The sequence below is a fragment of the Cellulosimicrobium funkei genome, assembly GCF_004519295.1.
GTDB classification, from domain to species: Bacteria; Actinomycetota; Actinomycetes; order Actinomycetales; family Cellulomonadaceae; genus Cellulosimicrobium; species Cellulosimicrobium funkei.
In genome coordinates, this window is sequence record NZ_SOZH01000006.1 from 264,019 (window position 1) to 287,691 (window position 23,673).

21 protein-coding genes and 2 tRNA genes are annotated in these 23,673 nt (G+C 74.0%); 12 read left to right on the forward strand and 11 right to left on the reverse strand.

Going from position 1 to position 23,673, the window contains the following annotated elements; translation table 11 throughout:
- Positions 1 to 107 precede the first annotated feature (107 nt).
- The 3 genes from E1O70_RS11920 to E1O70_RS11930 are packed head-to-tail and all read left to right on the forward strand — an operon-like array spanning position 108 to position 4,513.
- On the forward strand, positions 108 to 1,754 hold the full coding sequence (locus E1O70_RS11920) for an ABC transporter permease subunit (RefSeq protein WP_061266727.1): 1,647 nt from the start codon (positions 108 to 110) through the stop codon (positions 1,752 to 1,754).
- 1 nt (position 1,755) lies between these two features.
- On the forward strand, positions 1,756 to 2,667 hold the full coding sequence (locus tag E1O70_RS11925; protein WP_009864775.1) for a sugar ABC transporter permease: 912 nt from the start codon (positions 1,756 to 1,758) through the stop codon (positions 2,665 to 2,667).
- Between the two features lie 4 nt (positions 2,668 to 2,671).
- On the forward strand, positions 2,672 to 4,513 hold the full coding sequence (locus E1O70_RS11930; protein ID WP_061266726.1) for a glycoside hydrolase family 13 protein: 1,842 nt from the start codon (positions 2,672 to 2,674) through the stop codon (positions 4,511 to 4,513).
- A 9-nt stretch (positions 4,514 to 4,522) separates the two neighbouring features.
- On the opposite strand, the gene E1O70_RS11935 is transcribed toward E1O70_RS11930, so the two are convergent.
- Positions 4,523 to 4,954: a hypothetical protein gene (locus E1O70_RS11935; RefSeq protein WP_009862091.1), complete on the reverse strand. Its 432-nt coding sequence runs from the start codon at positions 4,952 to 4,954 to the stop codon at positions 4,523 to 4,525.
- Between the two features lie 113 nt (positions 4,955 to 5,067).
- Here E1O70_RS11935 and E1O70_RS11940 point away from each other — a divergent pair, with 113 nt between their 5' ends.
- A complete protein-coding gene (locus tag E1O70_RS11940; RefSeq protein ID WP_051027575.1) occupies positions 5,068 to 6,357 on the forward strand; it encodes a deoxyguanosinetriphosphate triphosphohydrolase in 1,290 nt (429 codons plus the stop codon).
- A gap of 21 nt (positions 6,358 to 6,378) precedes the next feature.
- On the opposite strand, the gene E1O70_RS11945 is transcribed toward E1O70_RS11940, so the two are convergent.
- Positions 6,379 to 6,831 (reverse strand): VOC family protein, encoded by a 453-nt coding sequence (locus tag E1O70_RS11945; protein ID WP_061268625.1) that lies wholly within the window; start codon positions 6,829 to 6,831, stop codon positions 6,379 to 6,381.
- Between the two features lie 96 nt (positions 6,832 to 6,927).
- Here E1O70_RS11945 and E1O70_RS11950 point away from each other — a divergent pair, with 96 nt between their 5' ends.
- The gene (locus tag E1O70_RS11950; protein WP_061268624.1) at positions 6,928 to 7,890 is read left to right on the forward strand and encodes an AraC family transcriptional regulator; all 963 of its coding nucleotides are present in this window, start codon (positions 6,928 to 6,930) and stop codon (positions 7,888 to 7,890) included.
- Between the two features lie 9 nt (positions 7,891 to 7,899).
- Positions 7,900 to 9,846, forward strand: coding sequence for a DNA primase (gene dnaG, locus E1O70_RS11955; RefSeq protein ID WP_061268623.1), 1,947 nt, complete (start codon positions 7,900 to 7,902; stop codon positions 9,844 to 9,846).
- A gap of 198 nt (positions 9,847 to 10,044) precedes the next feature.
- On the opposite strand, the gene E1O70_RS11960 is transcribed toward dnaG, so the two are convergent.
- Together E1O70_RS11960 and E1O70_RS11965 are read right to left on the reverse strand one after the other, a co-directional pair.
- Positions 10,045 to 10,117 (reverse strand) — tRNA-Asn (locus tag E1O70_RS11960).
- Between the two features lie 55 nt (positions 10,118 to 10,172).
- A complete protein-coding gene (locus tag E1O70_RS11965; RefSeq protein WP_061268622.1) occupies positions 10,173 to 10,688 on the reverse strand; it encodes a hypothetical protein in 516 nt (171 codons plus the stop codon).
- A 58-nt stretch (positions 10,689 to 10,746) separates the two neighbouring features.
- Between E1O70_RS11965 and E1O70_RS11970 the strand changes: the two genes are divergently transcribed.
- Positions 10,747 to 10,820 (forward strand) — tRNA-Ile (locus E1O70_RS11970).
- Positions 10,821 to 10,871: 51 nt separating this feature from the next.
- Entirely contained in the window at positions 10,872 to 11,231 is a 360-nt protein-coding gene (locus E1O70_RS11975; RefSeq protein ID WP_205688645.1) for a DUF488 domain-containing protein, read from the forward strand.
- Here E1O70_RS11975 and E1O70_RS11980 read toward each other — a convergent pair.
- Complete coding sequence (locus tag E1O70_RS11980) at positions 11,204 to 12,322, reverse strand: acyltransferase family protein (protein ID WP_061268621.1); 1,119 nt, start codon at positions 12,320 to 12,322, stop codon at positions 11,204 to 11,206. The two genes, E1O70_RS11975 and E1O70_RS11980, sit on opposite strands and share 28 nt — an antisense overlap.
- 142 nt (positions 12,323 to 12,464) lie before the next feature.
- Between E1O70_RS11980 and E1O70_RS11985 the strand changes: the two genes are divergently transcribed.
- From E1O70_RS11985 to E1O70_RS11995, 3 genes are all read left to right on the forward strand, one after another.
- Complete coding sequence (locus tag E1O70_RS11985) at positions 12,465 to 13,271, forward strand: DUF1206 domain-containing protein (RefSeq protein ID WP_240696682.1); 807 nt, start codon at positions 12,465 to 12,467, stop codon at positions 13,269 to 13,271.
- A gap of 67 nt (positions 13,272 to 13,338) precedes the next feature.
- Entirely contained in the window at positions 13,339 to 13,824 is a 486-nt protein-coding gene (gene def / locus E1O70_RS11990; protein ID WP_021481144.1) for a peptide deformylase, read from the forward strand.
- A gap of 168 nt (positions 13,825 to 13,992) precedes the next feature.
- Entirely contained in the window at positions 13,993 to 14,493 is a 501-nt protein-coding gene (locus E1O70_RS11995) for a DUF3145 domain-containing protein (protein ID WP_021481145.1), read from the forward strand.
- Positions 14,494 to 14,605: 112 nt separating this feature from the next.
- On the opposite strand, the gene E1O70_RS12000 is transcribed toward E1O70_RS11995, so the two are convergent.
- The 5 genes from E1O70_RS12000 to E1O70_RS12020 all read right to left on the reverse strand — a co-directional run bounded on the left by E1O70_RS12000 (position 14,606) and on the right by E1O70_RS12020 (position 19,681).
- Complete coding sequence (locus tag E1O70_RS12000) at positions 14,606 to 15,850, reverse strand: beta-ketoacyl-[acyl-carrier-protein] synthase family protein (protein WP_061268620.1); 1,245 nt, start codon at positions 15,848 to 15,850, stop codon at positions 14,606 to 14,608.
- A 97-nt stretch (positions 15,851 to 15,947) separates the two neighbouring features.
- Entirely contained in the window at positions 15,948 to 16,196 is a 249-nt protein-coding gene (locus E1O70_RS12005) for an acyl carrier protein (RefSeq protein ID WP_021482065.1), read from the reverse strand.
- A gap of 163 nt (positions 16,197 to 16,359) precedes the next feature.
- Positions 16,360 to 17,367, reverse strand: coding sequence for a beta-ketoacyl-ACP synthase III (locus tag E1O70_RS12010; protein WP_034651764.1), 1,008 nt, complete (start codon positions 17,365 to 17,367; stop codon positions 16,360 to 16,362).
- Positions 17,364 to 18,350: an ACP S-malonyltransferase gene (locus E1O70_RS12015; RefSeq protein WP_061268619.1), complete on the reverse strand. Its 987-nt coding sequence runs from the start codon at positions 18,348 to 18,350 to the stop codon at positions 17,364 to 17,366. The genes E1O70_RS12010 and E1O70_RS12015 overlap by 4 nt, the downstream gene beginning before the upstream one ends.
- A gap of 131 nt (positions 18,351 to 18,481) precedes the next feature.
- Positions 18,482 to 19,681, reverse strand: coding sequence for a PucR family transcriptional regulator (locus E1O70_RS12020; protein WP_370670920.1), 1,200 nt, complete (start codon positions 19,679 to 19,681; stop codon positions 18,482 to 18,484).
- Positions 19,682 to 19,800: 119 nt separating this feature from the next.
- Between E1O70_RS12020 and E1O70_RS12025 the strand changes: the two genes are divergently transcribed.
- On the forward strand, positions 19,801 to 20,487 hold the full coding sequence (locus E1O70_RS12025) for a hypothetical protein (protein ID WP_034651756.1): 687 nt from the start codon (positions 19,801 to 19,803) through the stop codon (positions 20,485 to 20,487).
- 85 nt (positions 20,488 to 20,572) lie between these two features.
- Here the strand turns inward: E1O70_RS12025 and aceE are convergent, their stop codons facing one another.
- Positions 20,573 to 23,335 carry a pyruvate dehydrogenase (acetyl-transferring), homodimeric type gene (aceE, locus tag E1O70_RS12030; protein WP_034655442.1) on the reverse strand — a complete coding sequence of 921 codons (2,763 nt, stop codon included), beginning with the start codon at positions 23,333 to 23,335 and terminating at the stop codon, positions 20,573 to 20,575.
- Positions 23,336 to 23,673 lie beyond the last annotated feature (338 nt).

Here is a 23,673-nt window from a genome sequence, read left to right on the forward strand (position 1 = left end):
CGCGACGGCGCGTCCCCACCTCCGGCCCGGAACGGGCCGCGACACAGCACGACGACACTCCAGAAGACGCAGCACCCCGCGCGTCCGACGACCTCGGAGGCACCACGATGTCCGCCCCTCAGACCACGGCCGGCGACGAGCGCGTCGGCACCTCCGGAGCCGACGGCCCGCCGCCGCGCGGCGAGCGCCGCCTGCGGCCGCGCGACGCCTCGCACGCGCGCGACTACGGGCCCGGGTTCTTCGTCAAGCTCGCCCTCATGGCGGTCGTGGACGCGCTCGGCGTGTACGTGGTCTGGTCGGCGTGGACGGCCGGCTCGTACGGCATCCTCGCCGCGACGCTCGCGCTGCTCGTCGCGGCGAACTGGGTGTACTTCTCGAAGCGGTCCCTGCCGCTGAAGTACATCCTGCCCGGCCTGATCTTCCTGCTCGTCTACCAGATCTTCGTCGTCGGGTACACGGGCTACGTGGCGTTCACCAACTACGGGACGGGCCACAACTCGACGAAGGAGCAGGCGGTCTCCGCGCTGCTCGTCCAGAACGAGCGCCGGGTCGAGGGCTCGGCGTCGTCCGCGCTGACCGTCGTGGAGGACGGCGACGCGCTCGGGTTCGCGGTCGTCACCGACGACGGCGAGGTCGAGGCCGGCACGGCCGACCGGCCGCTGTCCGTCGTCGACGGCGCGACCGTCGAGGACGGCCGCGCGACCGAGGTTCCCGGGTACACGGTCGTGCCGCGCGACCAGGTGCTGCAGCGCCAGGCCGAGGTGACCGAGCTGCGCGTCCCCGTCTCGGACGACCCCGAGGACGGCTCGATCCGCACCACCGACGCCCGTACCGGCTACGTGTACACGTCCGCCCTCGAGTGGGACGCGGCGGCGGACACGATGACCGACACCACGACGGGCACGGTCTACACGCCGAACGACGAGGGCCAGTTCCAGGCGCCCGACGGCTCGACCCTCGCGGTCGGGTGGCGCGTCCCGGTCGGGTTCGACAACTTCGTCACCGCGTTCTCGGACGCCCGCTACGCCCAGCCGTTCGTCGAGATCCTGGTGTGGACGTTCGTGTTCGCGATCGGCTCGGTCGCCACGACGTTCCTGCTCGGCCTGTTCCTCGCGATCGTCTTCAACGACACCCGGATGCGCGGGCGCAAGGTCTACCGGACGCTCATGATCCTGCCGTACGCGATCCCGGGCTTCCTCGCGGCGCTGCTGTGGTCGGGGCTGCTCAACACGCGGTTCGGGTTCATCAACGAGGTGATCCTGGGCGGCGCGCACATCCCGTGGCTCACCGACCCCTGGCTCGCGAAGCTGTCCGTGCTCGGCGTGAACCTGTGGCTGGGCTTCCCCTACATGTTCCTCATCTGCACGGGCGCCCTGCAGTCCTTGCCGTCCGACGTCATGGAGGCCGCGAAGATCGACGGCGCGGGCCGCTGGACCACGTGGCGCGCGATCACGCTGCCGCTGCTGCTCATCTCGACCGCGCCGCTGCTCATCTCGTCGTTCGCCTTCAACTTCAACAACTTCACCCTGATCTACATGCTCACCGGGGGCGGGCCACGCTTCGCCGACGCGTCCGTGCCGCTCGGCCACACGGACATCCTCATCTCGATGGTGTACTCGATCTCCGGCGTCGACGGCTCGGCGCAGAAGGACTTCGGGCTCGCGAGCGCCCTGTCGATCGTCATCTTCGTCATCGTGGGGACGATCTCGGCCATCGCCTTCCGCAGCACGCGCAAGTTCGAGGAGATCAGCTGACATGGCGACCACCCAGGCACCCCCCGTCGTCGGCGGCACCGCCGTCCCGGCGTCCCGGAACCGCATGCGCCCGGGGCGCTGGTTCTCCGAGCTGGGCTGGCGGCACGTCGTCGGCGTGATCGCCGTCGTCTACGCCGCGTTCCCGCTCGTGTACGTCCTGTCGGCGTCGCTGTCGGAGAACGGGACGCTCACCGGCTCCAACTCGCTGTTCTCCGACGTGAGCACCGCGAACTACGCCCAGCTCGGCACCACGATGTTCTGGACGTGGATGGGCAACACGCTCGTCATCGCGGTCGCGACGTCGGTCGGCACCGTGCTCATGGGCGCGGCGGCGGCGTACGCGTTCTCGCGGTTCCGCTTCAGCGGCCGGCGCGCCGGCCTCACGTCCCTGCTGATCATCCAGATGTTCCCGCAGATGCTCGCGTTCGTCGCGATCTTCCTGCTGCTCATCTCGCTCGGGAACGTCGTGCCGGTCCTCGGCCTCAACAGCAAGATCGCGCTCGTCGCGGTGTATCTCGGCGGTGCCCTGGGCGTGAACACGTTCCTCATGTACGGGTTCTTCAACACCGTGCCGCGCGAGCTCGACGAGGCCGCGAAGATCGACGGCGCGACCCACACGCAGATCTACTGGACGATCATCCTGCGCCTCGTCGCGCCGATCCTCGCCGTGGTCGCGCTGCTGTCGTTCATCAGCACGTTCGGCGAGTTCATCATCGCGCGCATCGTGCTGTCGTCCGAGAGCAACTGGACCCTCGCGGTCGGGCTGTACGGGTGGGTGTCGTCGCTCAAGGAGGCCAACTGGGGCCTCTTCACGGCCGGTGCCGTCATCTCGGCGCTGCCCGTGCTCGCCCTGTTCCTCTACCTGCAGAAGTACATCGTGGGCGGCCTCACGGCCGGCTCCGTGAAGGGCTGACCGCGTGCACGACGTCGCCACCCCCGTCCCGCACCACGACGGCTCGGCGCTGTACGTCCCCGAGGGCGTCCCCGCCCTCGGGGACACGGTCCCCGTCCGCGTGCGCGTGCCCCGGTCGGCCGGCGTGCGCGACGTGTGGCTGCGCACCGTGCGCGACGGCGAGCCGCGCCTCGCCCCGGCGCGCCTCGACCGCTCGGACGAGCACGAGGACTGGTACGTCGCCGAGGTGCTCGTGCACAACCCGGTGACCGGCTACCGGTTCTTCCTCGACGAGGGCGAGCGCGGCTACCGCTGGCTCAACGGCCGGGGGGTGTGGGACCGCGACGTGCCCGACGCCGCGGACTTCCGCCTCACCGTCCACGAGGGCGCGCCCGCGTGGATGCGCGACGGCGTCGTGTACCAGGTCTTCCCGGACCGGTTCGCGCGCTCGGCCGCGGCCGACGGGCGTCCGCTCCCCGAGTGGGCCGTCCCCGCGGCCTGGGACGAGGAGCCGCACGGCGCGGGGCCCGACGTCGGCACGCAGTACTACGGGGGCGACCTCGCCGGGGTCGAGGAGCGGCTCGACCACCTCGTGGCGCTCGGCGTCACGACGCTCTACACGACGCCCGTCTTCCCGGGGCGCTCCAACCACCGCTACGACGCGAGCACGTTCGACCACGTCGACCCGCTGCTCGGCGGCGACGCGGCGTACGCGTCGCTGATCCGCGCCGCGCACGCGCGCGGGCTGCGCGTCATGGGCGACCTCACGACGAACCACACGGGCGCCGGGCACGAGTGGTTCGCGCGGGCGCTCGCGGACCCGGGCGCGCCGGAGCGTGACTTCTACTACTGGACCGACGTCGAGCCTGGGTACGTGGGGTGGCTCGAGCACGCGTCGTTGCCGAAGCTGTCGTACGGCTCGGCCGAGCTCGGGGCGCGCATGATCGACGGGCCCGGGTCCGTCGTCGGGCGCTACCTGCGCGAGCCGTTCGGTCTCGACGGGTGGCGCATCGACGTCGCCAACATGACGGGGCGCTTCGGCGCCGAGGACCGCACGCTCGACGTCGCGCGGCGCCTGCGCACGACGATGCGGGGCGTGAACCCGGAGGCCGCCCTCGTCGCCGAGCACTTCCACGACGCCTCCGGTGACCTCGCGGGCGACGGCTGGCACGCGAACATGAACTACTCGGCGTTCACGCGCCCGGCGTGGACCTGGCTGTCTCCCGCGCACTCGCCCGTGCCCTACCTCGGGCTGCCCGTGCGCACGCCGCGCCGGGCCGGGCCGGCGGTCGTGGAGACGATGCGCGAGTTCGACGCCGTGCTGCCGTGGCGCGTGACCGCGTCGCAGTGGAACATGCTCGGGTCGCACGACACCCCGCGGCTGCGCTCGATCGTCGGCTCGCGCGAGATGGTCGAGGTCGCGGCGACGCTCCTGCTCACCTACCCGGGCACGCCCGTCGTCTTCGCGGGGGACGAGGTGGGGCTCACGGGCCTCAACGGGGAGCACGCGCGCGCGACCATGCCGTGGGACGACGCGGACTCGGGCCAGGGGCGCTGGGACGGCGCGACGTTCGACCTGTACCGGGCGCTGATCGCGGTGCGCCGCGGCTCGGACGCGCTGCGCCACGGCGGCCTGCGCTGGGTGCACGTCGCCGACGACGCGCTCGTCTACCTCCGGGAGACGCCCGAGGAGCGCGTGCTTGTCGCGCTCGCGCGCGCGCCGTGGGGCGGCGTCACGCTGCACCCCGCGCTCGTGGGACGCGGGGAGCCCGAGCGGCTGCACGGCGCGCTGACCCTGACGACGTACGACGGCGGCGCCCGGCTCGCGGGCGACGGCCCGGCCGTCGGGGTGTGGCGCCTGCCCTAGACATCACACCTAGCCGAACAGGTGCGCGACCGCGCGCACCGCGTCGTCGTACTGCGCGCGGTCGAACGTGAACGGCCCGAGCGCGGAGTAGTCCCACTCGGGGCGGAACGGCTGCGTGAGGTCGCGCCACGTGACGGTGGTGGCGTCGGCGGCCACGGCCACCTCGAACGGCCAGCAGCCCGCCTCGTGGCAGTCGCACGCGAGCACCCACGCGCGGCCGCCCGCGGGCACGCGTCCCCGCCCGTACCACTGGTGCGCGGCGTCGCCGTAGCGGAAGAACGCGGGGACCAGCCCGCCGTACGCGCCCGCGGGGGAGTACCCGCGCGCCGACTCGAACCGTCCGACGACGTCCACGAGCGACCGGCCGTCCACGTACGGGACGACCTCGACCAGGCCGTCGACGGTGACGGCCCGCAGCTCGAGCGCACGCGCTGCACCCATACGCCGGAGGGTACGCCCGTGGCAGCCCGCCCGCCGTCCGCCGGGCGCCGACCGGCGTCGTTACGCTGGGGCCCGTGCAGACGTTCGAGCAGCAGGCGTTCGACCCGGCGGTCGTGGGGACCGGCCCGCGCCCGGCGCGCGGCGAGGAGGGCACGGCGTCGTACTCCGACGCCGACACCGAGCGGTGGTTCGTCGAGTCCGCGAAGTCCCGGGCCCGCACGCCGTTCGAGCGCGACCGCGCGCGCATCGTGCACTCGTCCGCCCTGCGCCGCCTCGGCGCCAAGACGCAGGTGCTCGGGCCGGGCAGCGACGACTTCGTCCGCACCCGGCTCACGCACACGCTCGAGGTCGCGCAGGTGGGTCGCGAGATCGGCAAGGCGCTCGGCTGCGACCCGGACATCGTCGACACCGCGTGCCTCGCGCACGACCTCGGGCACCCCCCGTTCGGGCACAACGGCGAGCGGGCGCTCGCGGACCTCGCGGTCGACGTCGGCGGGTTCGAGGGCAACGCGCAGACGCTGCGCCTCCTCACGCGGCTCGAGCCCAAGGTCGTGGAGGACGGCCGGTCGTACGGGCTCAACCTCACGCGCGCGAGCCTCGACGCGAGCGTCAAGTACCCGTGGGGCGCGGGGGAGGCGCCGCTGCGCGCGGACGGTCGGCCCACCCACAAGTTCGGCGTCTACGAGGACGACCGCCCGGTGTTCGACTGGCTGCGCGCCGGGGCGCCCGCGCAGGTGAAGTGCCTCGAGGCGCAGGTCATGGACCTCGCGGACGACGTGTCGTACTCGGTGCACGACGTCGAGGACGCCGTCGTCGGCGGGCGCATCGAGCTCGCGGTGCTCGACGACCCCGACGAGCGCGCGCGCGTCGTGCGTGCCGTCCACTCCTGGTACGGCACCGCGTACGACGAGGCGGCGCTCGACGCGGCGATCACCCGGCTCCAGGGCACCGGGCACCTGGTCACCGGGTTCGACGGGTCGCGCCGCGCGCTCGCCGCGCTCAAGGACGCCACGAGCCAGCTCATCGGCCGGTTCACGGGCGCGGCCCAGGACGCGACGCGCGCGCTGTTCGGGGACGGCCCGCTCACGCGGTACGCGGCGCGGCTCGTCGTGCCGGACGAGACGGTCGCCGAGATCCTCGTGCTCAAGGGCGTCGCGGTCGCGTACGTCATGGCGCCGCGCGAGCAGGAGCCGCTCTACCAGCGCCAGCGCGAGGTGATCGCCGACCTGGTGCACGTCCTGGGCGACCGCGCGCCCGTCGCGCTCGAGCCGTCGTTCGCGGCGGACTGGGAGGCGGCGCCCGACGACGCGGCCCGCCTGCGCGTGGTGATCGACCAGGTCGCGTCGCTCACCGACGTGTCCGCGATGCAGCTCCACGCGCGGCTCGTGCGCCCGCCCGCCTGACCGGCGGGCGCACGGGCCGGGTCAGCCGCGCTCGGCGACCCACGCGTCGCTCGCGCGCTGCACGTCCTCGGCCGTCACCGACTCGGCGACGGTCGCGAAGTACCAGCGGTGCCCGAACGGGTCGCGCACCGCCGCCTGGCGGAACCCCTCGAACCAGTCCGACGGCTCCGCGAGGCTCGACGCGCCGGCCGCGAGCGCCCGCGCGTACGCGGCGTCGGTGTCCTCGACCGGGACGGTGAACGACGCGTGCGTCGGGGCGCCGGGCTCCGGCGCGACCGAGTCCGGCGGGAACGCCTCCGCGACGGTGAACGTGCTGGTCCCCGCCGGGGAGACGAGCCGCAGGTCGGAGTGGATGACGGCGTCGCCCGCCGTGATCGTGTCGACCACCTCCGCGCCGAGCGCGGCCTCGTAGAACGCGATCGCCTCGCGCGCGCCGCTCACCGTGACGTTGGGGTGCAGTGCCGACATCTCCATGGTGTCCTCCTCCTCGTGGTTCCCCGCCCCCCGGGGGCGGGCCGTCCCCCCATGCTCGTGTCGGCGGGCCGTGCCAGTCTTGGAGGAATGCGACAGGTGTTCGAATCCGCCCGTGCCGGCGCCCCCGCGGGGCCCCGGCGCCCGACGACGTCCGTCCGCGGCCTCGTCGACCCCGCGGCCGCGCGCCGCGGCTTCGAGCTCGTGCGCATCGAGCCCGCCCCCGACCTCGCGGACCTGGTGGAGCGGCACTGGGTCGTGCGGTGGGACCTGCCGCCCGGCGCGGCGTTCACGCAGGTCCTCGTGCCCCACCCGGTGGCGAACGTCGTGGCCGAGGAGTCGGGGTACGTCGCGCACGGGATCCCGCCCGGGCTGTTCGAGCGCACCCTGACCGGGTCGGGCGCCGTCGTCGGCACCAAGCTCCGGCCGGGCGCCTTCCGGGTGCTGCTGGGCCACCCGGACGCCGTGCGTCCGGGCGTGCAGGTCCCGGCCGCGGCGCTGCTCGGCCCGACGGCGGAGCGCACCGGCGCCGCCGCTCTCGCCCTGGCGGTCACGGGCCGCGACGAGGAGGCCGCGCGGACGGTCGAGCCCCTGCTGCGCGCCCGGGCCGAGCGGGTCCGCACCGCACGCGCGACGCGTGACCTCGACCGGGTCGCGCAGGCGTTCGCGGCGCTCGTCGGCGGCGAGCTCGGGCCGGGGGCGGGCGTGGGGGACCTCGCGGACGTCGTCGGCACGTCCGCGCGCTCGCTGCAGCGGCTGTTCGCCGCGTCCGTCGGCGTGAGCCCCAAGTGGGTGCTCCAGCGGCACCGCGTGCACCTCGCCGCGGACCTCCTGGCGGCGGACCCGGGCCAGGACCTCGCGGCGCTCGCGACCGCCGTCGGCTACTACGACCAGGCCCACCTCGGGGCGGACTTCGCGCGCGCGACGGGCGTCACCCCGGGTGCGTACGCGCGCCGCTGCGCGGCGTCGCGCGCGGCCCTCGTGGGGGCGGCGGCGGGGACCGGCGCCGGGGTGACGGACGCCGCCACCGGGGCACCCGCCGGGCCGGCCCGGGGCGCATAGACTCGCCTCGTGGCAGGCCTGATTCGACGCGAGGACGTGGAAGCCGTCCGCGACCGCGCGCGGATCGACGAGATCGTCTCCGCGCACGTCACGCTCAAGACCGCAGGCGTCGGCTCGCTCAAGGGCCTGTGCCCGTTCCACGACGAGCGCTCGCCGTCGTTCCACGTGCGCCCCGGCGTCGGGCGCTGGCACTGCTTCGGCTGCGGCGAGGGCGGCGACGTCATCTCGTTCGTGCAGAAGATCGACGGTCTGACCTTCGTCGAGGCCGTCGAGTACCTCGCGGACCGCATCGGCATCCAGCTCCGCTATGAGGACTCCGGCGGCCCGCAGCGCCCCCGCGAGGAGCCCGGCCGTCGCCAGCGGCTGCTCGAGGCGCACCGTGTCGCCGCCCAGTACTTCTCCGAGCAGCTCTTCGCCCCGGGCGCCCAGGCCGCGCGCGCGTTCCTCGCCGAGCGCAGCTTCGAGCGGGCCGACGCCGAGCACTTCGGCGTCGGGTACGCGCCGACCGGCTGGGACAACCTCCAGCGCCACCTCCAGGGCCGCGGCTTCACGCAGGCGGAGCTGGTCGCCTCCGGCCTCATGAGCCAGGGGCAGCGCGGCATCTACGACCGGTTCCGCGGCCGGCTCATGTGGCCGATCCGCGACGTGACGGGCGAGATCATCGGGTTCGGCGCGCGCCGCCTCTACGACGAGGACCAGGGCCCCAAGTACCTCAACACGCCCGAGACCACGCTCTACAAGAAGTCGCACGTGCTTTACGGCATCGACCTCGCCAAGCGCGAGATCGCGAAGCAGAAGCGCGTCGTCGTCGTCGAGGGGTACACGGACGTCATGGCCGCGCACCTGTCCGGCGTGACGACCGCCGTCGCGACGTGCGGCACCGCGTTCGGCTCGGACCACGCGCGCATCGTGCGGCGCCTCCTCGGCGACACGACCGCGGGCGGCGGCATGCAGCTCGCGTCGGGCGCGTCCGTCGGGGGAGAGGTCGTCTTCACGTTCGACGGCGACGCCGCGGGCCAGAAGGCCGCCGTTCGGGCGTTCGGCGAGGACCAGCGCTTCTACGCCCAGACGTTCGTGGCGGTCGAGCCGAGCGGCATGGACCCCTGCGAGCTGCGCATGGCGCGCGGGCCGGACGCGGTGCGCGCGCTCGTCGACGGCCGCCAGCCGCTCTTCGAGTTCGTCATCCGCACGACGCTCGCCTCGTTCGACCTCGACACGGCCGAGGGGCGCGTCGGCGCCCTGCGCGCGGCCGCTCCCGTCGTCGCCGGCATCCGCGACACCGCGCTGCGGCCCGAGTACGCGCGCATGCTCGCCGGCTGGATCGGCACCGACGCGGAGCGCGTCCGGCGCGAGGTCGCCGCGGCAGCCAAGCGCGGCAGCGCACCCGGGCCCGTGCGGACCTCCCGGCCCGACGACGCCCGCCCCGGCGCCGAGGCCCGGCCGCCCGAGCCCGAGGTCCCCGCGCTGCCCCCGCCCGACCCGCGCGACCCCGTCGCGCGCCGGGAGCGTCTCGCGCTCGCGGCCGTCCTCCAGTACCCCCAGCACGTGCCGCCGATGTTCGACGACCTCGGCGAGGACGCGTTCGCCGTCCCCGCGTGGCGCGCCGTCCACGCCGCGATCCGCGCCGCGGGCGGGGTGCGCGAGGGCGCGACGCTCGGCGCCGGGCACTGGGTCGAGGCCGTGGTCGAGCAGGCCGCCGAGCCTGTGCGCGGCCTCGTGACCGAGCTCGCCGTCGCGCCCCTGCCCGAGGACCGGGAGAACGTCGTCGGCGGCTACGTCGCGGGCGTCGTGCGCGGCCTCGTCGACCTGGGCCTCACCCGCCGCGTCGCCGACGCGAAGAGCCGGCTCCAGCGGCTCGACCCCTCGGTCGACCTCGCCGCGTACCAGGAGGCATTCGCCGCCCTCCTCGCCGTCGAGGCCGAGCGCCGCACGCTGCGCGAGGGCGAGATCGCCTGACGCTGGCGGCCTCGGTCGGTCCGGGGCGTCCAGCGCCGACGGAGGTGTGTCCGCAGACGACCGGCCCGCGCGAGCGGCGCGGACGCGTCGACGGGTGCTCGGAGAGGTCGGACGCTCCCGCGCCGGACGGAGGTTCGTCCCGGAGACGCAAAAGGCTCGGCCCCGGATCGCTGTACGATCCGGGGCCGAACCTGAGGGCTCCCGCGGTAGGACTTGAACCTACGACCGTCCGATTAACAGTCGGATGCTCTGCCAGCTGAGCTACGCGGGATCGACCATGGCCGTCGGGGTTTGCACCGCAGCGACCGGGGAAAACTCTAGCAGGCTCAGAGGGGTAGTCCGGACGCCGACCGGACCCGACCCTCGGCCGCGTCGACCCGTGCCTCGACCTCCGGGTCCGTCAGGTCCAGCCCGGGGTCGGCGACGACCTGCGAGAAGAGCTCGCCGTCTGCGTCCCGCCGCACGGCGACGCGCGCGGTGAGCCCTGCGGCGAACGTCACGGTCTCCGAGAGCACGACCGACGACTGCACGCGCTCGCGCAGCGTCTGCGCGAGCGACGTACGGCGCGGGTCGGCGAGGCGCAGGGCCAGGGGAGGAGCGCCGTCGACCCACGAGACGGTGATCGTCGCGCTCTCCGGGTCGTACCCCGCCCGGTCGACGTCCGACCAGAGGTGCCGGAGGACGGTCGTCCCGCCGGCGTCGCTCGTGAGGAGCCCGGCCCGCGTCGCGACGGCCCACGACCCGTCGGCGAGCTCCGCCGACGCGAGGACACGATCGGTGGCCGGGAGGTCGAGCGCACGACGGACAGGGTCGGGCAGCGCGGGACGGCGGAACCAGGACACGTCCCCACCGTAGCGGCTCTCCGACCGCCTGCCGCACGGGCGGTATGCTCGCCCGCGCGCCCCGTTAGCTCAGCTGGTCAGAGCAGGAGACTCATAATCTCTCGGTCGCGGGTTCAAGTCCTGCACGGGGCACCCTTCCGCGTCGCGCGTGCGGCGCGAGCGTCCGCGCGGTGTCATGGCCTCATGACGGTGCGGACCAAGCGCGTGTACGAGCCGGCCGAGGAACAGGACGGGTTCCGCGTGCTCGTCGACCGCCTGTGGCCGCGCGGCGTGAGCAAGGAGGCGGCGCACGTCGACCTGTGGCTCCGGGACGTGGCGCCGTCGACGGACCTGCGGCGCTGGTTCCACCACGAGGAGCGGCTGTTCGACGAGTTCGCCGAGCGGTACCGCGCCGAGCTCGACGCCCAGGGCGACGCGGTCGCGGAGCTGCGGGACGTCGTCGGGCAGCACCCCGTGGTGACGCTGGTGTACGGGGCGAGGGACGAGCAGCACAACCAGGCGGTGGTGCTGCGCGACTACCTCGCGGCGAGCGCCTCGTCCTGAGCGCCCCGGGACGCGGCGGCCCGGGTCGGGCGGTCGAGGTCGCGTCGCAGGTCGCGGTCGAGGGCGTGGCGCAGCCGGGGTCCGAGCGGCCGTTCGACGGCGCGGTGGATCACCCAGGCGAGGGCGAGGCACACCGCGACCGCCACCGCGAGGGTCGCGGCGCGCGAGAGGTACGGGTGCACGGACTCGATGACCCATCGCCCCCAGGACGAGTGCACGAGGTAGAGCGGGTACGTGAGGGCGCCGAGCGCGGTGAGCCAGCCCCCGGAGACGCGAGCGAGCGGGGTGAGGGTCGCGACGGCGACGAGCGCGAAGCACACGACGATCGCGACCCACCACGCGGTGGGGGAGACGACGACGTCGGTGCTGTTCTCGATGCGGCCGGACTGGATCTGCCCGGAGAGCGCCGCCCCGAGGAGCACGTTCAGCGCGAGCGCGAGCCAGAGGACGGGGGAGCGGCGCTCGCGGGTCAGCAGATAGAGCACCATGCCGCCCGCGAAGAGCGGGGCGTCGGGGGCGACGAGCACCGTCGCGGCCAGCTCGGAGCCGGTCTGGGTCGCGATCGCGCCGGCGACGGGCCACAGCACGACGAACGCGAGGACCCGCGCCCGGGTGAGGCCGACGGCGACGAGCACGCCGACGAGGACGTAGAACCGCAGCTCGGACCAGAGCGTCCAGTAGACGGCCTCGAGGTCGGGGATCCCGAACGCGCGCTGGACCATGGTGAGGTCGGCCGCCGCCTGCGGCAGGTCGACGTCGCGCCGGCCGGGGACGACGAGCACCAGCAGGACCACCGTGAGCAGCACCGAGGCCCAGTACGCGGGGAAGAGCCGCCCGGCGCGCGACGCGACGAAGCCGCGCACGTCGCGGCCCCACGCCGTCATGAGGATGACGAAGCCGCTGACGACGAAGAAGAGCTGGACCCCGAAGGACCCGTAGGCGGTGACCGCCTGGGCGTCGGGGAGCGAGGCGCTCGTGCGCGCGCCCCACGCGTGGTGGTTGACGGCGACGAAGTGGTAGACGAGCACCGCAGCTGCTGCCGCGAACCGGAGTCCGTCGAGCACGGCGAGGCGAGGGTTCTGCGGGGGCATCCGCGGCACGTTACCGAATCGTGACCAGCGCCGCCTGGCAACGCCGTCCGGCGTGCGCGGAGTGCGCAGTTCTGGCACCGTGTGCGGGCCGGAGAACCCGGCGACGCGGTGGGGGCGGCGTCCCGACGACCGAGGAGGTCCTGTGGCACCGAGCTTGAGCTCGACCGGCAAGGCGGCATCACGCGGCGCACGCGGCAGCAAGACCCTGGAGCTCCTGGCCCGCGGGGGCTACGCGGTGAGCGGCCTGCTCCACCTCGTCGTCGGCGTCCTCGCCGTGCAGGTGGCGACGGGCTCGGCCTCGAGCGAGCAGGCCGACCAGACCGGTGCGCTCACGGCCATCGCGCAGACGCCGGGCGGCACCGCGCTGCTGTGGTTCGCCGTCGTGGCGTTCGCGGCGCTCGCCTTGTGGCAGGTCACCGTCGCGCTGAGCGGCGCGGCCGAGACGTCCGACCGGCTCAAGGCCGCGGGCAAGGCCGTCCTCTACCTGGCGCTCGGGGTGATCGCCCTCCAGGTCGTGACCGGGTCCGCAGGCGGCTCCGGCCAGGAGGAGAGCATGACCGCGACCCTCATGGAGAAGCCCGGCGGCGTGCTGCTGGTCGGCGCGGTCGGGGTGGGCATCGTCGCCGGCGGCGTCTACCACGTCGTCAAGGGGTGGCGGAAGAAGTTCCTCGAGGACCTCCAGGGCGGGACCGGGGGGCACCTGGGCCGCGCCGTGGTGACGCTCGGGCGGGTGGGGTATATCGCCAAGGGCGTCGCGCTCGGCGTGCTGGGCGTGCTGTTCGTCGTGGCCGCCGTCCAGCACGACCCGCAGCAGGCGGGCGGTCTCGACAGCGCGTTCGCCACGCTCGCGACGCAGCCGTTCGGGGTCGCGCTCCTCGTCGCCGTCGGGCTGGGCTTCGCGGCCTACGGGCTCTACTCGTTCGCGCGGGCGCGGTACGCGCGGATGTGACGCGCGCCCTGGTGCGGGGCTGGGGACGACGGCCGGACGCCGTCGTGCGCATGGAAGAATGGTGACCATGGCGATGAGAGAGATCCGGACCATCCCGGACCCCGTGCTCCGCACCCCCTGCGACGAGATCACCACCATCGACGACCGGGTGCGCTCTCTCGTCGCCGACCTCGTCGAGACGGTCGACCACGAGGGGCGCGCGGGGCTCGCCGCCAACCAGATCGGCGTCAACCTCCGGGCGTTCTCGTGGAACATCGACGACGAGATCGGGTACGTGCTCAACCCGCGCATCGTCGAGCTGTCCGACGACTACCAGGACGGCGACGAGGGCTGCCTCTCCGTCCCCGACCTCTGGTACCCGACGCGCCGCGCCTGGTACGCGCGCGTGGTCGGCACCGACCTCGACGGCAACGAGGTCGTGGTCGAGGGGACCGAGCTCATGGCCCGGTGCCTCCAGCACGAGTGCGACCACCTCGACGGCATGCTCTACCTGGACCGGCTCGACCGCTCCGTGCGCAAGAAGGCGATGCGCGAGCTGCGCGAGCACCTCTGACACGGGTGTGCCCGGTCGGTCCCGGGCACGCCCGCCCGATCTCTCGCGCGCACGCGGGATGTCGTGCAAGATGAGCACGAGACACGCCGCGACATCGGTGCGAGCGCTGTGGACCCGCCCTGGGTGAGGACGTTGGGGAAGACGAAACCTCGACCTAGGGAGGCAGACATGGCCGGTGCCATCACCCGCGGTGTTCTTTACGTGCACTCAGCACCGCGTGCTCTGTGCCCGCACATGGAGTGGGCCGCGGGCAACGTCCTCGGCGTGCGCGTGTCGCTCGACTGGACCGAGCAGCCCGCCGCGCGCGGCCTCTACCGGGCCGAGTACTCGTGGCAGGGGCCGCAGGGGACGGGCGCCAGGCTGGCCTCCGCGCTGCGCGGATGGTCCCACCTGCGGTACGAGGTGACCGAGGAGCCCAGCCACGGGGTCGACGGCGGTCGCTGGTCCCACACGCCCGACCTCGGCATCTTCTACGCCCAGACGGACGTGCACGGGAACATCGTCGTGCCCGAGGACCGGATCCGGGCCGCGCTCGAGCAGGTGAGCGAGCCCTGGGCGATGCGCGACGCCCTCCACCTCGCGCTCGGCAAGGCCTGGGACGACGAGCTCGAGCCGTTCCGCTACGCCGGAGCGGGCGCTCCGGTGCGCTGGCTGCACCGCGTCGGCTGACCCTCAACAACGCCGCTCCGCCGAGACGGCTCACGCGCGCTCGTCCGCGAGGACCACGAAGGGCGCCTCCCCGAGATCGGGGAGGCGCCCTTCGCGTCGTCGTGGCGTGCGGTCAGACGCTGGCCACGGCGAGGGCGACGTTGTGGCCCCCGAAGCCGAACGAGTTGTTGATCGCGACGACGTCGCCGCTCGGCAGCGGCGCGGGCGTGTCGCGCACGAGCGGCACCTGGAGCTCCGGGTCGGGGTTCGTCACGTTGATCGTCGGGGGGGCGAGGCGCTCCGCGACGGCCTTGATCGTGAAGATCGACTCGAGCGCGCCGGCGCCGCCGAGGAGGTGTCCGGTCATCGACTTGGTGGCCGAGAGCAGCACGTGGTCGGCGTCGTCGCCCAGGAGCGAGCGGATGGAGCGGGTCTCGGTGAGGTCGCCCACCTTGGTCGAGGTCGCGTGCGCGTTGACGTGCACGACGTCCCGCCCGGTGACACCGGCCTCCTCGAGCGCACGGCGCATCGCCGCGACCTGGCCCCGGCCCTCCGGGTCGGGAGAGGTGATGTGGTAGGCGTCGGAGGACAGCCCGACGCCGGCGAGCCGCGCGTAGACGCGGGCGCCGCGGGCCGCGGCGTGCTCGGCGCTCTCGAGGACGACGACGCCCGAGCCCTCGCCGATGACGAAGCCGTCGCGGTCGACGTCGTACGGGCGCGACGCGCCCTGGGGGTCGTCGTTGCGCAGCGAGAGCGTGCGCGAGGCGGCGAAGGCCGCCATCGGCATGGGGTGGATCGTGGCCTCGGTGCCGCCGGCGACGACGACGTCCGCGCGGCCCGCGCGGATCATGTCGACGCCGTAGCCGATCGCCTCGGCGCCGGACGCGCACGCGGAGACGAGAGCGTGGGCGCCCGCCCGAGCGCCGAGCTCGAGCGAGACGTACGCGGTGGGGGAGTTCGGCATGAGCATGGGCACGGTCATGGGCAGCATGCGGCGCGCGCCGCGCTCACGCAGCGTGTCCCAGCCGTCGAGCGTGGTCCAGATGCCGCCGATGCCGGACGACACGACCGTGCCGAGCCGGTCGCCGTCGACCTCGGGGCTGCCCGCGTCCGCCCACGCCTCGCGCGCGGCGATGATCGCGTACTGCGTGGAGGGGTCCATGCGCTTGATCTCGGGGCGCGCGAGGACCTCGGCCGGGTCGACCTTGATCGTCGCGGCGAACGTCACCGGGATCTCGTAGCGCTCCGCCCAGTCGTTCTCGAGCGTGCGCGCGCCGGACTCGCCGGCCAGTGCCGCGGCCCAGGTGGAGGGCACGTCGCCGCCGAGCGGCGTGGTGGCGCCGAGGCCGGTGACGACGACTTCAGTAGCGGCAGACATGGTGCTCCTCGGGGGTTGCGGCGGGGGCGGGAGGACGGGCGGGCCGGCGTGGGTGACGCCGGCCCGCCCGCAGGCCTGCGAGGCAGGCGGGGCGTGCTCAGGCCTGGGCGCCCGTGATGAAGGACACGGCGTCGCCGACCGTCGTGAGGTTCTTGACCTCGTCGTCCGGGATGCGGACCCCGAACTTGTCCTCGGCGTGGGTGACGATCGTCATCATCGACAGCGAGTCGATGTCGAGGTCGTCGGTGAAGGACTTCTCGAGCGCGACGGCGTCGGTCGGCAGACCCGTCTCCTCGGCGACGATCTCCGCGAGGCCGGCGAGGACTTCCTGCTCGGTGTAGGCCATGGTTTCTCCTTGTCGTGGGGCCGGCGGCGACCGGTCCCGGTGGCGGTGCCCGGTGGGTGTGCCGGGCGGTACTTCGTCAGACGGTGCGCGCGACGGACGGGTCCGCCGACGGCGTGGGTCCTCCCCGCGGGGAGGGCGGCCGTCCGTCCAGGGTGATTCTCCCCTACGGCAGCACGACCACCTGCGCCGCGTAGACGAGCCCGGCGCCGAACCCGATCTGGAGGGCGAGGTCGCCGGAGCGGACCTGCCCCTCGTCGAGCAGGCGCCGGGTCGCGAGGGGGATCGAGGCGGCCGACGTGTTGCCGGTCTCCGCGATGTCCCGGGCGACCGCGACGGACGCGGGGAGCTCGAGCTGCTTGATCATCTGGTCGATGATCCGCATGTTCGCCTGGTGCGGCACGAACGCGCCGATGTCGGCCGGGGCGACCCCGGCCTCGGCCATCGCCTTGGCGGCGACGGGGGCCATCTGGAACGCGGCCCACTTGAACACGCTCTGACCGTCCTGGCGCAGCGTGGGCCACCCGAGCGAGGGGTCCTCGCGCAGGTCCGACCATGCGTGCGTCTGGCGGATCGCCTGCGCCTTGCCGCCGTCGGAGCCCCACACCGTCGGGCCGATGCCCGGGGTGTCGGACGGCCCGACGATCGCGGCGCCGGCGCCGTCGCCCAGGAGGAACGAGATCGAGCGGTCGGTCGGGTCGATGAAGTCGCTCATCTTCTCCGCGCCGACCACGAGCACGTGCGTCGCGATGCCGGCACGCACGAGGGCGTCGGCCTGCGCGATGGCGTAGGCGTAGCCCGCGCACGCGGCGGAGACGTCGAACGCGGCGGCGGGCGTCGCGCCGAGGCGCTCGGCGAGCACCGCCGCGGCGGCGGGGGTCTGGTGGAAGTACGTGACCGTGGAGACGATCACCGCGTCGACGTCGGCGCCCTGGAGGCCCGCCCGGGCGAGGGCGTCGCGCGCCGCGGCCTCGGACAGGTCCAGGACGTCGACGTCGGCGCCGGCACGACGCCGCGTGACGATCCCGGTGCGCTGCCGGATCCACTCGTCGGAGGAGTCGATGGGCCCGGCGATGTCGTCGTTCGTGACGACGTTCTCGCCGCGCACCCCGCCGATCGCGAGGATGCGCGAGTGCGCCGGGCCCGTGGCCTGGCGCAGGGTCGCGCCGCTCACGCGTCGACGCCCGGGGCCGCGCCGGCCGCCACCGAGTGCCGGGCGACGAGGTCGCGGGCGGCCTCGACGTCGTCCGGCGACTTCACGGCCACGGCCTCGACGCCCTTGAGCGACCGGCGGGCGAGACCCGTGAGGACGCCCCCGGGCGCGAGCTCGAGCAGCGCGGTGACGCCGAGCTCCGCGAGGGTCTCCTGGCACAGGTCCCAGCGCACGGGCGCCGCGATCTGCGCGGTGAGGCGGCGGACGACGTCGCGCGCCTTGCCGTACGTGCTGCCCTCGATGTCGATGGTCCCGTAGGACTCGCCGTCGGCGTTGGACAGGAGCGGCAGGCGCGGGTCGGCGACGTCCCACGACGCGGCGACCGGTTCGAACTCCTCGAGCGCCGGCTGCATGAAGGGCGTGTGGAAGGCGCCCGCGACCTGGAGCGGGATGACGCGCGCCTTCGCGGGCGGGTTCTCCGCGAGGGCGGCGAGGTGGTCGAGGGCGCCGGCGGCGACGACCTGCCCGCCGCCGTTGACGTTCGCGGGCCACAGGTGGGCCGCCTCGATCGCGGCGAGGACCTCCTCCGGGTCGCCCCCGACGACGGCGCTCATGCCGGTGGGGGTCGCGGCGGCGGCCGCGGCCATGGCGCGCGCGCGGTGGGCGACGAGCCCGACGGCGCCGGTGTCCGTCAGCGCCCCCGCGACGGCCGCGGCGGCGAGCTCGCCGACCGAGTGCCCGGCGGTCACGTCGACGACGTCGGCGGTGTCGCGCCCGTCGAGGATCACGCGGAGCGCGACGAGCGACGACGCGACGATGAGCGGCTGCGCGACGGCCGTGTCACGGATCGTGTCGGCGTCCGACTCCGTCCCGTGCGCGCGCAGGTCGAGGCCCGCGGCCTCGCCGAACGCGGAGACCTGGTCGGCGACGCCGGGCAGCTCGAGCCAGGGGGCGAGCATTCCGGGGGACTGGGAGCCCTGTCCAGGGCACAAGACGGCGAGCACCCGTCAACTGTGCCAACGCGAGGGCCGTGCGCCACGTCACGACGCGCACCAACCTTGCGGAGGGTGGTTGTGCTGAACCTACAAGGCGCCGCGGGCGGGGAGCCCGCGGGACGTCGGGCGCGCCCGGCTCCTCAGCGGACCGTCGAGAGCTGCCCGAGCGCGAGCGCGACCTGCAGCACGAACGACTCGCGGGCGTCGAGCGGGTCCCACCCGGTGATCTCCGAGACCTTGCGCAGGCGGTAGCGCACGGTGTTGGGGTGGACGTACAGGGACCGGGCCGCCGCCTCGAGCGACCGGCCCGTGCCGAGGTAGGCGGACAGCGTCTCGAGCACCGAGCCCGTCGCCTCGGCGAGCGGCCGGTACGCCTGGGCGACGAGCGTGCGTCGCGCCGTGGTGTCGCCGGTGAGGACGCGTTCCGGGAGCAGGTCGTCGGCGAGCACCGGGCGCGGGGCCTGCGGCCAGGCGGGCGCGGCCCGCAGCCCCGCGAGCGCGGCCTGCGCCGAGCGCGCGGCCTCCTCCAGCCCGGGGACCGTCGGCCCGATGACGACCGGGCCGGGGCCGAAGCGGGGCAGGAGCGACGCCGCGGCGGCCTGGAGGTCCCCCTCGCCGCCGAGCACGAGGACGAGCCGGTCGCCGTGGATGCCCACGAGCGCGTCGCCCGCCGCGCGGCGCGTCGCGCGGCGCAGCTCCGCCGTCCGCACCTCGTCGAGCGTCGCGGCGATCGTGCCCGCCATGACGAGGGTCGAGCCGTGGCCGCTCCAACCGAGCGCCGAGACGCGCGACCGCAGGGAGTCGTCGCCGTCGCCGCGGATGAGCGCGTCCACGACGAGGGCCTCCAGGCGCGCGTCCCACGCGCCGCGGACCTCCGCGGCGCGGGCGTAGACCTCGGCCGCGGAGAACGCCACCTCCCGCGAGTAGCGCAGCACGGCCTCGCGCAGGTCGCGCTCGCCGCCCGGCGCCGCGAGCTGGTCGGAGTACGCCTCGACGACCTCGACGACGATGCGGACGAGCTGGAGCGTGTTCTGGAGCGAGATCGAGCGCGTGAGCTCGGGCGGGGCCGCGGCGAAGATGTCGCTCACGCCGTGCGGCGGGGCCTGCGGGTCCGCGTACCAGGTGACGAACGCCGTGATGCCGGACTGCGCGACGAGACCCACGTAGGAGCGGTCCTCGGCCGGGAGCTCGCGGTACCAGCGGATCTCGTCGTCGAGGCGGCGCAGCGCGGCGGACATGAGCAGGCCGCTGCCGTCGCGCAGGCGCTGGAGGTTGTCCGCGTTGCCGGCCGGGCTCGTCGGGGTCGGCGCGGTCGCCGGGGTCCTGGGGGTGGCCGTCACGCGCCGAGCATACGGCCGGGGTTGTGGACAGTCCACAAAGCGCGCACCGTGGCGGCGGCCGGGTCGCCGGGGGACCGGGTCGCTGGGTGAGCACCCGGACGACCCGCTAGGGTCGGGGAATGGCACTCATGCCCCGACTTCGACAGCTCATGCGTCGGCCGACGTCCGCGTCGACCGTCGGCACGCGCCGCCCACGGTCCGGGGAGAAGCGTGGCGACACGGTCCACGAGGACGCGCTGCGGGCGATGCTCGTCGACGACCCGAACGACGAGCGGGCTTTCCGCGCGCTCGCGGAGCTGGTCCGCCGTCGCGCCGCGGAGGGACCGACCACGGACGACCCGCTCGCCGCCCCGGCGGACGAGACGGAGAAGCAGCGTGCCGCCGACCTCGCGGTCTGGGCGCTCGCCGAGGAGCTCGCCGGGCATCCCCGCGGGTGGTACCCGCTCGTGGAGCTCGGCCGTCTCTCCCTCGACGACGACCCGGAGGCGGCCCTGCGCCGTTTCGCGACGGCCGCGGAGCGCGACCCCTCGGGGCACGCTCTCGCGCAGTCGATGGAGGTCTTGCGCACAGCGGGCCTGCCGGTCGAGGCGCTGGGCCTCGGCGTCGGCCACTGGCGCGCCCGCGAGCACGAGGCCGAGGTCGGGCGCCAGCTCGTCCTCGCCGCCATCGAGGCCGACCGTCCCCTCGACGCCCGCCACCACCTCGAGTCGCTCGTCGAGTACGGCGACCCCCGGGGCGTCGCGCCGCTGCGCGCGGACCTCGAGCGCGCCGTCGCGCAGGCCGAGCAGCACCGCGCCGGGACCTGACCCACGGCGTCCGGCACCTTCCGGAGACGACGACGGCCGGCCACCCCGCGGGTTGACCGGCCGTCGTCGTCTCAGGCGGTGGCCGTCAGGCCTCGCCGCCCGCGTTGCCGGACGTGCCGGCGGTGACGTCCATCAGGCGGTACTTCTCGATCGCGCGGGCCGACGCGTCCGCGGGGACCTTGCCCTGCTTGGCGAGCGCCTGGAGCGTGCGCACGACGACGGACGGGCCGTCGATCTTGAAGTGCCGGCGGGCCGCCGCGCGCGTGTCCGAGAACCCGAAGCCGTCGGCGCCGAGCACCTCGTAGTCGCCCGGGACCCATTTGCGGATCTGGTCGGGGACCAGGTGGTCGTAGTCGCTCGTCGCGACGAACGGCCCCTCGGCGCCGGAGAGCTTCTCCGTGACGAACGGGACGCGCGCGGGCGCGGCCGGGTCGAGGAACGCGGCCTGGTCGGCGGCGAGCGCGTCGCGCCGCAGCTCGTTCCAGCTCGTCACGCTCCACACGTCCGCCGCGACGCCCCAGTCCTCCCGCAGGAGCTGCTGCGCCTCGAGCGCCCACGGCACACCGACGCCCGACGCGAGGATCTGGGCGCGCGGCCCGTCGCCCTCGCCCACGGAGATGCGGTGGATGCCCTTGAGGATGCCCTCGACGTCCACGTCCTCCGGCTCGGCCGGCTGGACCATCGGCTCGTTGTACACCGTGAGGTAGTACATGACGTTCTGGTCGCGGCCGTCCGCGCCCACGCCGTGCTCGCCGGGACCGAACATGCGCTCGATGCCGTCGCGCACGATGTGCCGGATCTCGTAGCCGAACGCCGGGTCGTACTGGACGATCGCGGTGTTCGTGCCCGCGAGGAGCGGCGAGTGGCCGTCGGCGTGCTGCAGGCCCTCGCCCGTGAGCGTGGTGCGGCCCGCGGTCGCGCCGATGATGAAGCCGCGCGTGAGCTGGTCGCCCGCCGCCCAGAACTGGTCCCCGGTGCGCTGGAAGCCGAACATCGAGTAGAAGATGTAGAACGGCACCATGATCTCGCCCTGCGTGGCGTAGGACGTGCCGACCGACTGGAAGGCGGCCGCGGAGCCCGCCTCGTTGATGCCGGTGTGCATGATCTGCCCGGCCTCGGACTCCTTGTAGCTCAGCATGAGCTCACGGTCCACGGCGAGGTAGTGCTGGCCCTGGGTGTTGAAGATCTTCGCCGACGGGAAGATCGAGTCCAGGCCGAACGTGCGGGCCTCGTCGGGGATGATCGGCACGACGCGCTTGCCGAACTCCTTGTCCTTGATGAGGTCCTTGAGCAGGCGGACGAACGCCATCGTCGTGGCGATCTCCTGCTGGCCCGAGCCCTTCTTGAGGATCTCGTAGGACTTGTCGCCGGGCAGGGTGATCGGCTTCGGCGACGAGCGGCGCTCGGGCACGAACCCGCCCAGCTGCTGGCGACGGTTCAGCAGGTACTGGATCTCCGGCGCGTCGGGGCCCGGGTGGAAGTACGGGGGCTCGTACGGGTTGGCGTCGAGCTCCTCGTCCGTGATCGGGATCCGCAGGGAGTCGCGCAGCGCCTTGAGGTCGGCCAGGCCGACCTTCTTCATCTGGTGCGTCGCGTTGCGGCCCGCGAACGACGGCCCGAGCGCGTAGCCCTTGACCGTGTGCGCGAGGATCACGGTCGGCTGGCCCGTGTGGGCGCGCGCCGCCGCGTAGGCCGCGTAGATCTTGCGGTAGTCGTGGCCGCCGCGCTTGAGGTTCCAGATGTCGTCGTCGGTCATGTTCTCGACGAGCGCCTTCGTCCGCGGGTCGCGGCCGAAGAAGTGCTCGCGGATGAACGCGCCGGACTCCGCACGGTACGTCTGGTAGTCGCCGTCGGGCGTGACGTTCATGAGGTTGACCAGGGCGCGGTCCTTGTCCGCGTTGAGCAGGACGTCCCACTCGCGGCCCCAGATGACCTTGATGACGTTCCAGCCCGCACCGCGGAACTGCGCCTCGAGCTCCTGGATGATCTTGCCGTTGCCGCGCACCGGGCCGTCGAGGCGCTGCAGGTTGCAGTTCACGACGAACGTCAGGTTGTCGAGCTGCTGCTGCGCCGCGAGCTGGAGCATGCCGCGCGACTCGGGCTCGTCCATCTCGCCGTCGCCCAGGAACGCCCACACGTCCTGCTGCTCCGTGTCACGGATCCCGCGGTTGTGCAGGTACTTGTCCGTCCACGCCTGGTAGATCGCGCTCGCCGGGCCGAGACCCATGGAGACGGTCGGGTACTCCCAGAAGTCGGGCATGAGCCGCGGGTGCGGGTACGACGGCAGGCCGCCGCCCGGGTGCGACTTCTCCTGGCGGAACCCGTCGAGCTGGTCCGCGGAGAGGCGGCCCTCGAGGAACGCGCGCGCGTACACGCCGGGGGAGGCGTGGCCCTGGAAGTAGACCTGGTCGCCGCCGCCGGGGTGGTCCTTGCCGCGGAAGAAGTGGTTCAGGCCCACCTCGTACAGCGTCGCCACCGACGCGTAGGAGGAGATGTGGCCGCCGACGCCGATGCCGGGCCGCTGCGCCCGCGTCACCATGACGGCGGCGTTCCAGCGGATCCACGAGCGGTAGCGGCGCTCCAGCGCCTCGTCGCCGGGGAAGTAGGGCTCCTCGTGCACACCGATGGTGTTCACGTAGGGGGTGGTCAGCGAGGTCGGGACGGCGACGTTGCGCTCCCGGGCCCTCTTGAGCAGGTTCAGCAGGACGTAGCGGGCGCGCGGGCCCCCGCGGTCGTCGATCAGGCCGTCGAGGGCCTCGACCCACTCGCCGGTCTCGGCGGGGTCGAAGTCCGGAACCTGGCTGAGCAGACCGTTGATCAGCGGTCCGGTCTCGTCGTACGAAGCCACCAGCAACCTCATATCTCGTCGGATGCCGGGCACTCGGCCGCGCGGTACACGGCCGACACCCGTCTCGGGCCCACTCCGGGCACGCGGCCGCGGCCGCTGGTGGCGACCGCGCCTCTTCACGAGACCAGGGTGGTCTACCCATTGTGTTCACAACGCGCGCGTAAGTCACACCATCGGGTGGTCAAGAGGGCGTGATTTCGGCGACACGGGCCGGGCGGCGTGCGCGCCGCCGTCGTGCGGCCGCCCGGCAGCGTCCGGGGGACGGCCGACGGCCCGCGGGACGGCCGTCCGTGGGCGGCGCCTTGCCAAGCACCGCACCCTGCGGTGGGCTACCTTTG